Origin of the sequence: Flavobacterium sp. KBS0721, assembly GCF_002007065.3 — a bacterium.
Classification (GTDB): Bacteria; Bacteroidota; Bacteroidia; order Flavobacteriales; family Flavobacteriaceae; genus Flavobacterium; species Flavobacterium piscis.
This window is the reverse complement of the sequence record NZ_CP042170.1, coordinates 4,479,851-4,493,550: the sequence shown is the minus strand read 5'-3', so window position 1 is coordinate 4,493,550 and position 13,700 is coordinate 4,479,851. Positions and strand designations below refer to the sequence as shown.

The 13,700-nt window shown below is 34.0% G+C and carries 15 protein-coding genes; 2 read left to right on the top strand and 13 right to left on the bottom strand.

The genetic code is table 11. The annotated features are described in order from the left end of the window. Positions 1-65: 65 nt before the first annotated feature. On the bottom strand, positions 66-500 hold the full coding sequence (locus B0M43_RS19075; protein WP_078007761.1) for an META domain-containing protein: 435 nt from the start codon (positions 498-500) through the stop codon (positions 66-68). A gap of 256 nt (positions 501-756) precedes the next feature. On the opposite strand from B0M43_RS19075, the gene B0M43_RS19070 reads away from it, so the two are divergent. Together B0M43_RS19070 and B0M43_RS19065 are read left to right on the top strand one after the other, a co-directional pair. Next, positions 757-1,575, top strand: coding sequence for an alpha/beta hydrolase family protein (locus tag B0M43_RS19070; RefSeq protein ID WP_078007760.1), 819 nt, complete (start codon positions 757-759; stop codon positions 1,573-1,575). Positions 1,576-1,766: 191 nt separating this feature from the next. Then, positions 1,767-2,756, top strand: a complete 990-nt coding sequence (locus B0M43_RS19065) for a hydrogen peroxide-inducible genes activator (RefSeq protein ID WP_078007759.1) — start codon at positions 1,767-1,769, stop codon at positions 2,754-2,756. A 139-nt stretch (positions 2,757-2,895) separates the two neighbouring features. Here B0M43_RS19065 and B0M43_RS19060 read toward each other — a convergent pair whose 3' ends face one another. From B0M43_RS19060 to B0M43_RS19005, 12 genes are all read right to left on the bottom strand, one after another. Continuing rightward, positions 2,896-3,684, bottom strand: a complete 789-nt coding sequence (locus B0M43_RS19060) for an alpha/beta hydrolase (RefSeq protein WP_078007758.1) — start codon at positions 3,682-3,684, stop codon at positions 2,896-2,898. A 111-nt stretch (positions 3,685-3,795) separates the two neighbouring features. Beyond that, positions 3,796-4,212: an OsmC family protein gene (locus B0M43_RS19055; RefSeq protein WP_078007757.1), complete on the bottom strand. Its 417-nt coding sequence runs from the start codon at positions 4,210-4,212 to the stop codon at positions 3,796-3,798. A gap of 313 nt (positions 4,213-4,525) precedes the next feature. Beyond that, on the bottom strand, positions 4,526-5,035 hold the full coding sequence (locus tag B0M43_RS19050) for a 4'-phosphopantetheinyl transferase superfamily protein (RefSeq protein WP_078007756.1): 510 nt from the start codon (positions 5,033-5,035) through the stop codon (positions 4,526-4,528). After that, on the bottom strand, positions 5,032-5,286 hold the full coding sequence (locus B0M43_RS19045) for an acyl carrier protein (RefSeq protein ID WP_065449395.1): 255 nt from the start codon (positions 5,284-5,286) through the stop codon (positions 5,032-5,034). Before B0M43_RS19045 ends, B0M43_RS19050 begins: the two co-directional genes overlap by 4 nt. Before the next feature lies 1 nt (position 5,287). Beyond that, positions 5,288-6,562, bottom strand: coding sequence for a beta-ketoacyl synthase (locus B0M43_RS19040; protein WP_078007755.1), 1,275 nt, complete (start codon positions 6,560-6,562; stop codon positions 5,288-5,290). Continuing rightward, entirely contained in the window at positions 6,559-6,996 is a 438-nt protein-coding gene (locus B0M43_RS19035) for a 3-hydroxyacyl-ACP dehydratase FabZ family protein (protein WP_065449393.1), read from the bottom strand. Before B0M43_RS19035 ends, B0M43_RS19040 begins: the two co-directional genes overlap by 4 nt. A gap of 146 nt (positions 6,997-7,142) precedes the next feature. Then, positions 7,143-8,195, bottom strand: a complete 1,053-nt coding sequence (locus B0M43_RS19030) for a type III polyketide synthase (protein WP_078007754.1) — start codon at positions 8,193-8,195, stop codon at positions 7,143-7,145. Beyond that, on the bottom strand, positions 8,192-8,905 hold the full coding sequence (locus tag B0M43_RS19025; RefSeq protein WP_078007753.1) for a methyltransferase domain-containing protein: 714 nt from the start codon (positions 8,903-8,905) through the stop codon (positions 8,192-8,194). Before B0M43_RS19025 ends, B0M43_RS19030 begins: the two co-directional genes overlap by 4 nt. Beyond that, the gene (locus B0M43_RS19020) at positions 8,906-10,033 is read right to left on the bottom strand and encodes an NAD(P)/FAD-dependent oxidoreductase (protein ID WP_078007752.1); all 1,128 of its coding nucleotides are present in this window, start codon (positions 10,031-10,033) and stop codon (positions 8,906-8,908) included. A gap of 238 nt (positions 10,034-10,271) precedes the next feature. After that, complete coding sequence (locus B0M43_RS19015) at positions 10,272-11,276, bottom strand: TQO small subunit DoxD (protein WP_078007751.1); 1,005 nt, start codon at positions 11,274-11,276, stop codon at positions 10,272-10,274. Positions 11,277-11,310: 34 nt separating this feature from the next. Beyond that, a complete protein-coding gene (locus B0M43_RS19010) occupies positions 11,311-11,727 on the bottom strand; it encodes a hypothetical protein (RefSeq protein ID WP_078007750.1) in 417 nt (138 codons plus the stop codon). 59 nt (positions 11,728-11,786) lie between these two features. Then, positions 11,787-13,358: an AraC family transcriptional regulator gene (locus tag B0M43_RS19005; RefSeq protein WP_078007749.1), complete on the bottom strand. Its 1,572-nt coding sequence runs from the start codon at positions 13,356-13,358 to the stop codon at positions 11,787-11,789. Positions 13,359-13,700: the final 342 nt, after the last annotated feature.

Below are 13,700 nucleotides of genomic sequence, written 5' to 3'. Positions count from 1 at the left end.
CCTCAAGTTTTAAAACCGAGGGATTTAGAGTTTATTTAGTAATTACTTTAGTAAAACAATGAAAATTATTTAGTTACTTTTTTGAATCGCATCATTGGGATATCTTTCATAATTAAATTTAGTTTGCCATCTTTATCAATAGCATAACTATCAATTTCTTTAATGGTTTTTGTAAAAACCTGCTCTCCGCCACCTTCGCAGTACATTAAAGTTGCCGGACCTTGCTCTCCAAAAGTAAGTGATTTTCCTTTTAATGTAAATGGAGCGCTGTAACCATTGCAACCTGCATTTCCTGAAACTTGCTTAGTAGCTTCATCAAATTTAATAAACGGTTTTTTATCCGGAAATAAACCTTCAAAAGCAATACGCGGTCCTGAAATATACTCGAGTTCCCAGGTTGTATTATAAAGATCGGCAGTTTTTGAAGTGTCTTTCATCGAGGTACAAGAATTAAAAGATAAGGCTAAAATAGCGACGAATACTAGTACGTAATTTTTCATAAAATAAGATTTTTGAACATAAATTTAAAGATTTTTACCAGAATTCAACCTATAAATCTGACTTATTTTTAGATTCTGATTTTTCAAACAAAGACGATTAAAAAAAGTACTGTGTCATATTGTTAAGGGATAATAGGTTATTACAATAACAGTTTGCTCGTACACATACCTAAATAAAGTTGTGATTTCTCAACGCATGTAAATATTTTTGTATTTTATATGGCTGAATTTTGTTTCATCATTAAAAATAAAAACGATGAAAACATTATTGACCACTCTGGCATTTTTAGCTGTATCATTATCCATCTCGGCACAACAAATTATTCATAAAAAAATATGGAGCAAAAAAATGAATAAGGAAATCGAAACGGTTATTATTACTCCAAAATTGATAAAAGGAAAAATCTATAAAACCGTTTATATACTGCACGGTTACAGCGGAAATCCTGATAGAACTTACAAACAGGATATTCCTGATCTGGCAGGAAAATCTCAAAATTATAATACGATATATGTTTTGGCCGATGGTAATTTTAATAGTTGGTACGTTGATAGTCCTGTAGATAAATCGTCGCAATATCAAACTTTTATAGGAAAAGAATTAGTCGATTATGTTGATGCAAATTATCCAACATTAAAGGACCGACAGTTTAGGGGAATTCTGGGTTGGAGTATGGGCGGATATGGCGCATTAAATATTGGGATATTTTATTCGGATACTTTTGGTATTGTTGGAAGTTCTTGTGGAGCGCTGGATTTTAACCGTTTTGGAGAAAACTTCAATAATTATCAGGTAGATAAAGTTTTAGGTGATTTTAAAAGTTTACCCAAACAGTATTTTACGTTTGAGAAAACCAGGCAAATGTCTTCGGCAAATCAGTTTTATATTTTAGATTGTGGTACCGAGGATCAGCAAATGATCGATATGAACCGCGATTTTCATCATCTTTTAACGAATGAAAAAATAGAACATCTCTATATGGAATCTTCAGGTGGACATGATCCAAAATATTGGAACAAATCTTTGGCAAACCAATTGGCTTTGTTTGAAAATTATTTTAATACTGCAAAGTAAGAAACTTATAAAGATCAAAAACAGAAAACGAATTTACGAAAGAATGAAAAGAAGAAAAGATGGATTAAATTTATTTTCAAATAAGTAAAATATAAAAGCAGGCAAAAAAGAACTTTTTCTTTTGCCTGTTTTGTTTTCTAATATAAGCAAAAAGAAGATTTTGTTTATCTTTATAAAATAAATTTATAATCATGACCATACAGCAATTAAAATATATTGTAGCATTAGATGAAGAACGTCATTTTGCAAGAGCTGCCGAAGTGTGTATGGTTACGCAACCCGGACTTACCATTCAGTTAAAAAATCTGGAAGAAGAAATTGGCATTAAAATTTTCGATCGAAATAAAGTTCCGTTAACACCTACAACACTTGGAATCGAGATTATAAACAAAGCAAAGAAAATACTTCGCGAAGCCGATGAAATTCGTGATTTTGTGGTAAACGAAAAAAACTTGCTTGAAGGTGAAGTGAGGGTAGGAGTAATTTCGACTTTGTCTCCTTATTTGATTCCGCTGTTTATAAAAGCGATGAAAGATGCAACTCCCAAAGTACATTTTATTATAAAAGAAGCCAATACAGGACAATTAATGAAAGAGCTGGAAACGGGATCATTAGATGTTGTTTTGATGGCAACGCCTACCGGAAACCCGAATTTAATTGAACATCCTGTTTTTAAAGAGCCTTTTGTAGCCTATTTAAACGAGCATCACCCCATGGCTAATAATGATTTTTATGAACTTCAGCCAGGTGATAAAACCGAATTGTTGTTACTTCATAGCGAGTTTTGCTACAACGCACAATTGCTGGATATCTGCGGAATCAGAACACCGGGAAAAATAAAGGAGCAATTTACGTATGATATTAGTTCAATCGAAACCTTAAAAAATTTAGTTCGTGCCCAATTAGGATTCGCGATTATACCGGAACTTTCTATTTTGAACGAAAATAATTCGGGACTTTTTAAACCTTTCAAAGAACCAAAACCCGTAAGGGAAATTAGTTTGGTGGTTTCTGATTCCTTTTCGAAAAAACTATTGCTCGAAAAAATGAATGAAGCGATCTGGAATTGTCTTCCTGATTCCTTAAAAAAAGATTTTGCCTATCGAAAAATACGCTGGAATGATTCGCCTTATTTTGCCAAATCAGTTAGTGATTATGTAAAATCACATTCAAAAGCTTAAAAATAAATTCCAATTTTAAAGAGAAAATCCAAATTCCAATTACTTAAATGAGAACATCAATTAAGGTATGGAATTTGGAATTTTTTTATTGGAATTTGAATCCAACAGATTGGAATTTGGAATTTAAAAAATTTTTAATTTATTTTTTAGAAGCAGCAATAATAACTTTCGCTACAGCTTCAGGTTGTGAAATAAACACCACGTGACTTCCTTTTATTTCTGTGATTTTTGTATTCGAACGTTTGTACATGGCGCGTTCTATTTCAGGAGATATACTTTTGTCTTCAGTTGCTACAATTCCGTATGAAGGTTTGTTTCTCCAGGCAGCTTTGGTGATAGGAGTTCCAAATCCTTTTGCGTAGAATGCACCTTGAGAAGCATACATAAAATCAGCGTCTTCTTTGCTGATATCTCCAGCAAAACCAGCATGAAATTTAGCTTTATCATAATACACAACTCCTTTGTCATCAGGACTCAATACACCATTTTCAGGAGCTGGAGGAGCCGTCATTAACCATTGTACAGAAGTTTCTCCGTTATCAGGCTGTAAAGCTGCTACATAAACCAATGCCGCTACTTTAGGATGATTTCCTGCTTCTGTAATTACAGTACCGCCCCATGAATGGCCTACCAAAATTGTTGGACCGTCTTGTTTGTCTAAGGCTAAATTTGTTACTCGTACGTCATCTTCAAGAGAACTCAAAGGGTTTTGAACGATGGTAACGTTGTATCCTTTTTTAGTTAATACCTGATATAAACCTTTCCATCCAGAACCATCGGCGAATGCACCGTGTACTAAAACAACGTTTTTAATTTGCGGAGGAGTTGTTTGTGCATTAGAATTTGCTGTTGCAAATAAGAAACTAAAAATAAGTACTGCGAACATGAAATAACGATTCAATTGTCCTTTTAATGCTATTGTTTTCATAATTGTGTGTTTTTAAATTGTTGTTGTATGTTTTTCTATTATATTGTTTTGTTGTTTTGTTTTGTCAGGCTGAGCGAAGTCGAAGACCTCGCTCAGGTTGACATAAAGTATTTAGTTTAATGTTACCGATAAAGTAATTTCAGTATTTAATAGTTTTGAGATAGGACAAATTTCTTTTGCTTTTTTTGCCGCTTTCTGAAAATCTTCTGCTGTAATTCCGGGAACTTTTCCGTTAAGGATTAACTGAATCAAAGTGATTGTTCCGTCTTCAAAAGTTACTTTTGCTTCGGTACTTAAATCTTCCGGAATAAATCCTGCTTCAGAAAGTAAAAAGCTAAGTTGCATGGTAAAACAGCCAGAATGTGCTGCTGCGATTAATTCTTCAGGATTGGTTCCTACACCTTCTTCAAAACGGGTTTTAAAAGATAATTGGGCATTGTTTAAAGTGGTGCTTTGAGTACTGATTGTTCCTTTTCCTTCCATTCCTGTACCTTTCCAATTTGCGTTTGCTCTTCTTGTAAATTTCATGATCTTAATTTTTATAGTTATTTATTTAATGATTCAAATCGTTTGTTTGATTTTGATGAGACAAATGTATAGCGACTATGCTTATTAATCAAATTAATAATTTTTAGTGTTTATAAATTAAATTTATAACTATTAAATATTGAAGTTTGAAATCAGGCAGGTTTTCTTTGGTACAAGCCGATAACGTTATTTTTTAGGAAATTTATAACTGGGAAAAGAAAGAGAAAAAAATAAAAAAGAAATCGGACTAAAAAACAAATAAAAGTAAATAAGGAAAAAAGAGAGAAGAAATCGAGCTGCTGAAAACTCTAATTTAAGAGGGAAATAAAAGAGTAACCACTTTTTCAAAACGTCCGTGATGACTGATAGAAACGTCTTTCAAAATATTTGATGAAGGTTTGGCTAAGAAAGGTATTCCGTTATCATCTTTGATAATACCTTTTTTAACCACCTCAATTACATTAATGAAGTGATCAATATTGGTTACAGCTATGGTATGTAAACTATCTTTGGAGATTGTAGTTTTGGTGTAATAACTATTATCCTCACAAATTACTATTCCTGTAGCAGAGTGTTCGTTTTTTGAGATAATAGTACACGCCAGTTTTTTAGGAATATATTTCCTTATTTTGGTTTGGCGGTTATAGATTTTATAGGCTGCTTCTTTCATGCTCCAAAGCAGCCATATCATCGTTTCTGGATCTGATGTTTGTGATATTTGTAATTGTTCAGCAACAGTAAAAATCTTTTCGATAAAACCTTTACGCTGCCAGTTACTTTCCTGGCGGGATTGCAGAATATCTATAACATCATTACCAATCATTTTGCTGCGAGCTTTTCAGCTATAATTTCTACCGAAGTTTTAACATCCAGCATTCGTTCCATATCAGTATTATCAATAACAACGTCAAATGCTTCTTCAATATCCAGAATGATGTCTACCAAATTAGCTGAATTTATGTTCAGATCATTGATAAAATCCGTGTCTTCGGTAAGGTTGTCATAAGCCTCTGTATTTGTTGTATAAGGCTTTATGATCAGTTTTAATTTCGCTATAAGTTCTTCTTTGTTCATATTAGTTTTCAAATTTTTTAAAGATTATACACGCATTTACATCGCCAAAACCAAAACTTGCTTTGGCAATTATATTGAGATTTTTATGGATTGTTTTAAAAGGCACTTTTGAGGAATCGATAAGGGCGGTAATTTCAGGATGAAGATCTTCACAATTAGTATTTCCAAATAAAAAACCTTCATGAAGCTGTAAAATTGCAGCAACACTTTCGATACTTCCGGCCGCACTCAGGCAATGTCCGGTCATACTTTTTAAGGAATTGATATGCGGAAAATCAGTTCCCTTTCGATCTAAAGCTTTAGTCCAGTTTTCGATTTCCAGACTGTCTTTTGTAGTCGCGGTAAGATGGCCGTTTATAGCATCGATATCAGTCGCAGTAATTCCTGCATTTTGGATGGCATCAGTAATACATTTCTGAACGGCAGTACTATTAGGAGCTGTCATGCTTCCGTTACCACGTTGTCCTCCCGAGTTTACATTTCCTCCTAAAATTTCGGCGTAAATAGTTGCACCTCGTTCTAAAGCACTTTCAAGATCTTCGATGACCAGAGCTCCGGCACCGCTTCCGGGAACAAATCCCGCTGCGCTGGCACTCATAGGTCTGGAACCTTGCTCAGGAGCATTATTATATTTAGAACTGCAAACGCGCAAAGCATCAAATCCGGCCCAAATATATGGACCGCTGTCACCTGTGCTTCCTGCCAAAATGCGTTTTGCCTGTCCGGATTTTATACGGTCGTACGCCATCATGATAGCTTCGGTTCCTGTAGCACAGGCCGATGAATTTGTAGTTACCTGATTGCCTAAACCCAGCTTGCCACCAAGATAGGCACTAATACCGCTGTTCATGGTTTGCGCTACCACAGTGCTGCCCAATCGCCGAACCTGCAATTCGTCTATTTTATAAATGCTTTCACGAAATTTATCGATGCCTGATGTTCCTGATCCAAAAATGGTTCCGCTATTCCAATCTGGTTCATCATTATTTTCTATTGGTAAACCTGCATTTTTCCAGGCTTCTATTCCGGCAATAACACCGTATAAAATTCCTGTACTATTAAAACCGCGTAATTCAAGTTCTGTAAAATACTGAGATTTTAGTTCGTCTGAAATTGGTGGCTGACCCGCAATCTGACATGAAAATTGTAATTCTTCTAATTGCGTATCATGACGAATTCCCGAAATGCCATTTTTTATGGAATTCGTAAATGCAGGAATCCCAACCCCGTTTGGAGCTGCTACGCCTAAGCCTGTTATTACAATTCTTTTACTCATAATTTATTTGTAATCATGCCAGCCAAAATACCTTTGCAGACTTCTTGTCCGGCTTCGTTTTTCATAACAACATCGCATTTTAGTTTTCCAAACCTGAAAAATGATTTCTGAGAACTTACGGTTACTTTTTCGTTAGGATAAACCGGTTTTAAGAATTGCATATCTGCCGATGTAAAAGCTATTACTGTATTTTTATTAAAGCCATCTCCCAGTAAATATATTCCCAGGCAAACCATTCCAATCTGAGCCATTGTTTCGGTTAAAATAACACCGGGAGTTACAGGATTGCCTTTAAAATGACCTTTGTAAAAATCAAGATCTTCGCTGAAAGTATACGTTCCTGTAATACTGTTTTCATCCACATGCAACAGCTCATCTACAAAAAGAAAAGGTTTGCTGTAAGGTAACTGAGCTATAATATTTTTTAAAGTCATAATTTATTTCGTTTAATAATTTGATGTCTAACGGAACGCGGATAACACGGATTTACTTCGTAAAGACGCGGATTAAAACGGATTTTTTTAATGTTTAGCAAAAATCTGTGTTTAATTCTATATAATAATAATTAAATTAGTTACCATTACCATTGCAACAAAACACGCTGTGCCGAAAATCCCGGACCAAAACTTAACATCAATCCTTTTTCTCCCAACTTTGGATTTCCGTCCATAATACTTTCTAATACATATAAAACAGTTGCACTCGACATATTGCCGTATTGTTTGAGGACTTCTTTAGTTGCATCGATATTTTTGCCTAATCCGGAAAATAGAGATTCTACGGTGTTGACTATTTTTTTTCCGCCGGGATGAAAAATCATATGGTCTATATCCTTAATTTCTAAATTGTTTTTTTCTAAAAACGGGTGAATGATATCTCCAAAATGCGACGAAATAGTATCGGGAACTTCTATATCCAAAACCATTTGCAAACCACTATTGGTCAGTTTAAAACCCATCATATGTTCGGCATCATAAAAATGATACATTTCTTCATTTAGTATTTCAGGGCCATAATCTTCTTCGTAGGATGACAATAAACAGCAAGCGGCTCCATCGCCAAAAATAGCTGCACTTACAATATTAGGCATCGAAAAATCATTGAGCTGAAAAGTTGCCGTTGGAGATTCTACAGCTATAACCGCAGCACGTTTCCCCGGATTGGCTTTCAGGAAATTTTTTGCGTATATAATACCCGATATTCCGGCTGCACAACCCATTTCGGTTACCGGAAGCCTTATGATATCCTGCTTCAATTTCATTTTATTAATGAGATAAGCATCCAAAGACGGAATCATTATACCCGTACAGCTTACAGTAATAATGTAATCCAGTGTTTCTGGATCCCAACCTGCTTTTTTAAGTGCTTTTTCTAATACCTGTTCGCCCAGAATAATCACTTCACGGCTGTAAATATCATTTTTATCTTCAAAAGAGGTTGCTGTAAAAACTTCTTCAGGATCCATGATCGAGTAGCGTTTGTCTACTGCTGCGCCTTCAAAAATCTTTTTTACTTTTTTGATGAAACGTTCGTCCTGATCCTGCAGCCATACATCCAAAAACGGAAGTATATCTGCTGTTGCACGCGAATATTTGGGGAGTTGCTTGGCAACTGTTATAATTTTTACACTCATTTTTTAGCAATTATCCATTGGTAACGAAAAGCCCATTTCCAGTTTATGGTATAGTTTTTTAAATCTAATTTTTTAGAGAAATTCTCTAGCTCTTTTTTCTTAAAACCTCTTAAAATAGAGATTAGTCCATCTTCGCGTGACATTTTGTTTAATTTGAAAATAGTACAAATTTTTTCAAAAAGGCGATAGGCTAATTTGCTGCGGTGCAAATCATTAATGACAATGCCAATGTTGGCGTTGTTATTAAAGATAGTCATTATATTTAATATTTGTTCGTTCGAAAAATGGTGCAGCGTAAGCGTGCACAAAATAATATCGTATTTAAGAAGACTAAATTCGGGACTAAAAATATCGACACATCTATATTCGATATTAGGATATGCTGTCGATAATTTTTGGGCATAATTGATCGTAAAAGCGTTGGCATCTATACCAATAAGTTTAAGATTCAGGTTGTTTTTTTTACCATAATCTGCCAGCATACGCAACATATCTCCGTTACCGCAGCCTATGTCGGCAATTGTTATTGTTTTTGTGGCATCTGATTTTTTCAATAATATTTTTAGTCCGTGCAACGTTAATTTATTGCCGCCTAACAATCTATTAATACTGGCAATTTTATCCAATGCTTCTTGTAATTCTTTTCCCTCGAGAAAAAAATCGTCCATTATCTCCGTTTCCTGTGTTCTATATGTAGTATTTATGATCATTTAATGAATTGCTATTGGTTTGCCGTGCGTTTGTTTGATTATTGCAGGTAATAAGGCCGGTAATGTTACCGTAATGGCAACGAGGGTATTGGTAATAGTTTTATTCCTTAAAACTTTCGCTAAAATCCTTCCCATGAATAAGCGTTTACCAAAGTGTTTTTTCCACTGTTTTGAATAGCTTTTTTCTAATTCGTCTCTCGACTTTATTTTTTCAGAATAAAAATCCAATACTAATTCTGATGCAATTTTGGCGCTGTGTATGGCCATCGCCATTCCGTTGCCGCATAAAGGATGAATAAGGCCGGCCGTATCGCCAATCATTAAAATATGGTTTTCGACAGGCTGTTTTTTATCAAAAGAGATCTGACTTATGGTAATAGGTTTATCAAAAAGAAGTGTACTGTTTTCAAATACAGCTTTAAGGTGTTTGTTTTTATACAATACATTACGCTGATATTCTTCTATATTTTTATATTGTTTGAATGTGGCATAATCGGCCAGATAGCAAATATTAATTATATCATTTTCAACTTTAGAAACGCCGCAATAACCGCCTTCAAAATTGTGCAGGGCCACGAGATCATTTGCAAAATCACCTTTATAATGTGCCTTAACGGCTAACCATGGTGACTTTTTTACGAAAAAATCGCGTGATAATACCTGATCAATATTGGATCGTTTGCCAAAAGCGCCCAAAACTATTTTTGCTGATAAAACCTGATGAGTAGTGGTAATCGTAAATAGGTCGTTATCAAAAGAAACATCCGTAACCATTTCTTTTACAATGGTACAACCGTTTGTTACTGCTTTTTGATATAAAAAATTATCCAACTGATACCTGCTGACACCAAAACCGCCTAACGGAAGATTTGCTGAAGCTGTCTTTCCTTTTCGGGTTGTAAACTCAAATTTATTGATAGTGACAGGCTGTAATTTTGAAATATCGGCATTAAGCCAATGAAGATAGGGTAAGATTTCGTTCGAAACATACTCGCCGCATACTTTGTGGCGGGGATAGACGGATTTTTCTATTAAAGTTACCGATAATCCTTTTTGAGACAGATGTAAAGCGCTCGCCAAACCGGCAAGACCGCCTCCAATAATAACTACCTCTGAATTTGTTTTCATACTAAGCAATTTAGCTATTATATCTTAAATATTTAATACATTTTATATTAAAATTGCTTAAAATTTGCAACGATAAAGGTGTTATAAATACCATTATCTATTACAAAGATCAAAAACTTGCCAAATCTTTAATTACATAATTTTATTTGTTCCTTATAAAATTACAGTTTAAAGTATTGCAATAATTAAAGGAATAAAAATAAAAGCGGGAATTTTACATCTTCCCGCTTTTATTATATTATAAATTCGACACCCATGTTGCACCGCTAATGTCTGTTAAAGTCAGCGTATAAGCACTCTTTTGAAAATTCCATTTATTATCTATAGGAATTCGGATTGTTGCTTTCGATCCTAACGGAATTACAAGACTATGTTTACCGGGCTTTATTTTGGCGACATAATAATTTGATATTGTTTGAGGAGATAACTGAGCTAAATCATTTCCATTCAATTGTAAAAGATTTTTTCCCGCTTCGTTTTTAAGCGAAATACCAATTAAAAATGAACCATACACATCGACTCCTTCTACCCGAAAAACATCAAAACTTAATTCGTTGTGATCCACTTTTAAGTTGCTGATTTCAAGCTTTGGCTTTACAGACTTATTATGAAGCGTTCCATAAACTCCACCATGAAAATATTGATTAGTAAATAAAGTAAGTCCAAAAATAGAAAAGACGATAACTAAAAGCAGTGGTTTATAAGGTGTGAAATTTAATGCTCCGGACCCCAGGAATTGAAACCATTTTGTTTGGGTAAAGGCTGATTTTTTTGTTATAAAATAACCGTCAAGAGAAAGATAATTGCTTCCGGTTAAAAATAGCGTAAATCCTGAGGCTAGTCCTAAAATTCCAATTTGCCATTCGTCCAGGCAAGTAGTTCCGATCCAGCCGGAAGCCAATAAAATTCCTAATGCCAATAAGAAAACGCCAATACTCATCAATCGTGTAAAAAAGCCCAATATCATGGCAAGGCCAACAATTCCTTCGATAATTGTAAATGCGACCATATTAATCCATAAAGCTTCAGGATGTGTCACGAGATATTCTATAAGCGGTTTTATCCCGAGTGCATTGGGTAAAAAATGATTGAATTTTTCTCCTATGTATCCGGCTTCTTCGGGAATTAATTTGTTTTCAAGGATAAGTCGCCTCCAAAAGGCCGAAAAATAAGTCCAGCCCACTACTAAACGTAAGGCCAACGGAACGATAGCGTTCACGTCAAAAGTTTTTTGATGTTGCATGTTATTTTATAAATTTAAAAAAGTAAAAATTGTTTTATACAGTGTACGAAACCACTGCCGGCGCAATCTTTATTTTTTTAAATATTATAAACATAGGAGGGAAGCTTATCAAACTTTTATTGAATTTGAAAGCAGGATGAATAGGAAAAGTGTTAACTAATTGGTATTCGTGTATTTGAAAATAAAAAGAACATCTATTTGGGATTATGGGAACTTGAGCAGTAGCACCATTACTCTTTGAAAGGCTGCTTTTTTGAAGTATACTGAAATGACACGATCCCTGAACAGGTAATTGCGTAAGGCTTTTTTGAGAAAGCTGTACAGACTTGATTCCTGCCAAATGCAAAACAGATTTTTTGACATGACAATTAGAAAATGCATAGAGTAAACCCACCAACAGCAATAGCTGTTTTAGATATTTAAAAATAATGGCGGGTTTTTTTAATTTCATTTTATAAAAATAGGGCTTTTAAAATAAACTTACCGTCTACGCTTACTTTAACTCGCATGTTATGCTTTCGTAACATGATCTGATTGATTTTTCTCGTGGTTTTCGTTTTGAAGATAGGTAATAAAAGTTAGGGGAGAAACGCCGGTAACTTTTTTAAAGGTAATAGTAAATCTACTATGCGATAAAAAACCGCATTGATCAGCAAGATAACTTATTTTATATTTTAGATAATTAGGATCATTTTTCAGTCGGTTAATGATATAATTTATCCGAAGTTCATTGATATAACTGGCAAAATCCTTTGATTTATGTTTGTTGATGACATAAGATAAATAGCGTTGGTTGATACTAAGTTCTGCAGCTACAGAATTTAAGGAAATGTCTTTGTTGAGATACAAATTAGATTTTTCAAACTGCTTTATGCTTTCTAAAATCGTGCTTTCCGTTACCTCCGACATATACTCTTTAGCGACATCTTTCTTGGGAGAAATCTTCACTTCAGTTTCTGTCTGGTTCTCTGTTTTATTAATAAACTTTTTAACTTTATTATAATCCTGTTTTCTTTTCAATATATATATACCAATAATAATGAGTACAATAAGAATACAGCTTCCAATGATAAGATATTTGCTTTTTTGGTATTCAGATTGGGTATCAACCTGTTTTTTGCGTAGTTCTTTTATCAAATCATCTGCAATAACTTTTCGGCTTTGCTCATCATCTTTATTGAGCTTAAGATTGAGCTCATTATAAGTGATGTATTTTTTATTATCGGTTTTTTTATAAAATTCCAACAAAGAAACATAGACTTCCTGTTTTAATGTAAAGTAATTCGAAACTTCTGCTATTTGTTCTGCTGTTTTGAAACTTGAAGTAGCATTTTTAAAATCGCCTTTAGCTATGTAGGCATTTGCAAGACCATTGTATATAAATCCTTTGAGAGGACTATTTGGAGATTGGGATGATTCGAGTCCTTTTTTGGCTTTTTCATAATATAAAAATGCAGAATCGACTTTATGCAGTGAGAGAAAGTTTTTGGCTATAAGTTCGTTATTGACTGCGGTTTGAAAGTTAACATCAATACTGGCTCCGGCTTTTTTAAATAATTGATTACCCTTTTTAAGATGTACAATGGCTTCTGAAAAATCCGAAGAATACATGTAGTAGTAGGCTATTTCCTGAGACAGATTGCCCTGAAATTTATACATGTCTGTTTTGTCTTCAATTTTCCTACTGATCCTAACCGCTTTCTGTAAGTATGTTTTTCCTATGCTATAAATTTCGAATTCGCGGTAAAGTGTTGATAAAAAACCATTTATTCTTGCCTGCATAGTGTAATTCTTGTCGATTACAGCCAGACTGTCTGCACGTTTTAATGCGGCAACCGCTTCATTTCGAATACCGTACTGACGCAGAAGCGTTGCTCTCAGCATACTGGATTTTATTCGTTGTGAATTATCACTTGAGATTTTATAAAGGTAATCGGTATTTTTTAAAGCTTTCTTTGGATTGGAGCCTACTAGTACCTGAGCGGTCTCTGAGAAAATACTGTCGAATTTTGAACCTTGTGCATAATTTAAGTAAGGAAAAACTACAGCTATAAATAGGATAATAATACGTTTTAAGTGCATGTAAATAATTGGAGTTAAAAGGTTGTATGGCGATGATTATTTTTGAGTGATTTTTCGCTTCATTGATAGGGTTATATCAAATTTTAAGAAAAATAGTATGATTTTTATCAATGCAGTGCATCAAATTATTATGACGGGTAAAGTAGTTCTTTTTTTTGATAAAAGTATAGAATTTTAGAAATCATAACAACTTAAAATCATTACGTTACAAAATACTTCTGGTTTACTGATGATAAAAATAACTTCTGATTTCAGCAATAATTACTAGGCAATTTCAAAAATGAAAGCTTTTGCAAAGATAAATTTTTTGGCTGCTTTCTCATTAATTAGCTTCAGAAGAAA